This window comes from Streptomyces sp. E11-3 (assembly GCF_046540415.1).
Taxonomy (GTDB): Bacteria; Actinomycetota; Actinomycetes; order Streptomycetales; family Streptomycetaceae; genus Streptomyces.
Map to the genome: position 1 here is coordinate 1 of NZ_JAZGRL010000130.1, position 2,026 is coordinate 2,026.

The window sequence follows — 2,026 nt, forward strand, 5'->3', positions numbered from 1 at the left end:
GTGGGGCGTCGGCGAGGGCGGGCGGCGCCCTCGCCGATCCTCCTACTTCTCCGTGACGCCTGCCGAGTCGAACGTCGCCACCTCGTGCATCGCCCGCGCCGCGCTCTGGACCACCGGGAGGGCCAGCAGCGCGCCGGTGCCCTCGCCGAGGCGGAGGTCCAGGTCGACCAGGGGGCGCAGGCCGAGCTTGTTCAGGGCGGCGACATGGCCCGGCTCGGCGCTGCGGTGGCCCGCGATACAGGCCGCGAGGACCTCCGGGGCGATCGCGCGGGCCACCAGGGCCGCGGCTCCGGCACTGACGCCGTCCAGGATGACCGGCGTACGCAGCGACGCGCCGCCGAGCAGCAGGCCGACGATCGCGGCGTGCTCCAGGCCGCCGATGGCCGCCAGGACGCCGATCGGGTCCGCCGGGTCGGGCTGGTGGAGCTCGAGCGCACGGCGTACGACATCGGTCTTGCGGGCGAGGGTCTCGTCGTTGATGCCGGTGCCGCGGCCGGTGACCTCGGCCGGGTCGGCGCCGGTGAAGACGGAGATCAGGGCGGCCGACGCGGTGGTGTTGGCGATGCCCATCTCGCCCGTGAGCAGGGCCTTGTTCCCGGCCGCCACCAGGTCGCGCGCGGTGTCGATGCCGACCTCGATGGCGGCCTTGACCTCTTCGCGGGTGAGGGCGGGCCCGGTGGTCATGTCCGCCGTACCGGCCCTGACCTTGCGGGGCAGCAGGCCGGGGGTGGCCGGGAGGTCGGATGCGACGCCCACGTCGATGACGCAGACCTCGGCGCCGACCTGGTTGGCGAAGGCGTTGCAGACCGCGCCGCCGCCGAGGAAGTTGGCGACCATCTGGCCGGTCACCTCCTGCGGCCAGGGGGTGACACCCTGAGCGTGCACGCCGTGGTCGCCCGCGAAGATCGCGACGGCCGCGGGCTCCGGGATCGGCGGCGGGCACATCCGGGACAGACCGCTGAGCTGGGCGGAGATGATCTCCAGCATGCCGAGCGCGCCGGCCGGCTTGGTCATCCGCTTCTGCCGCTCCCAGGCCTCGCCGAGCGCCTTGGCGTCCAGCGGGCGGATGTTGGAGACGGTCTCGGCGAGCAGATCGTGCGGCTCCTCACCGGGCAGCGCGCGGCGGCCGTACGTCTCCTCGTGGACGACCCAGGACAGCGGGCGCCGCTTGGACCAGCCCGCGGAGAGCAGCTCCGGCTCGGCCGGGAACTCGTCGACGTATCCGACACAGAGGTACGCCACGACCTCCAGGTGGTCGGGCAGGCCCAGCTCGCGGACCATCTCGCGCTCGTCGAAGAAGCTGACCCAGCCGACGCCGAGGCCTTCGGCGCGGGCGGCGAGCCAGAGGTTCTCGACGGCGAGTGCCGAGGAGTACGGGGCCATCTGCGGCTGGGTGTGGCGGCCGAGGGTGTGGCGGCCGCCGCGGGTGGAGTCGGCGGTGACGACGATGTTCACCGGGGTGTCGAGGATGGCCTCGATCTTCAGTTCCTTGAACTGCTTGGCGCGGCCCTTGGGGAGGGAGTTGGCGTACGCCTCGCGCTGGCGGGTGGCCAGTTCGTGCATCGCGCGCCGGGTCTCGGCGGAGCGGATGACGACGAAGTCCCAGGGCTGCGAGTGGCCGACGCTGGGGGCGGTGTGGGCCGCCTCCAGGACGCGGAGCAGCACCTCGTGCGGGATGGGGTCGCTGCGGAAGCCGTTGCGGATGTCGCGGCGTTCGCGCATGACGCGCAGTACGGCGTCGCGCTCGGCGTCGTCGTAGCCGGGGGCGGCGGTGCCGGTGGACTCCGGGGTGTCGGGGGTGCCGAGCAGTTCGGGGCCCTCGGCGTCGGCGCCCTGCTCGGGGGCGGCCGGTTCCTCGGCGTTCACGGTGAGCGGGACGGCGACCAGGGCCGACGGGCCCTCGCTGGCGGGGGTGGCCTCGACGGCTGTCGGGTTCAGCGCGGACTCCGGGGTGGCGTTGGGTGCGGGTGGTGCGGCGGCGGGCTGCGGGTCCCCCGCGAGGGCGGCGACCTCGCCGTCTGCGGGG

Annotated in this window: 1 protein-coding gene; it reads right to left on the bottom strand. The window is 74.4% G+C overall.

The annotated features are described in order from the left end of the window. Positions 1-42: 42 nt before the first annotated feature. On the bottom strand, positions 43-2,026 hold a 1,984-nt coding region (gene cobT / locus U9R90_RS35800; RefSeq protein ID WP_411061644.1), incomplete at its 5' end, for a nicotinate-nucleotide--dimethylbenzimidazole phosphoribosyltransferase.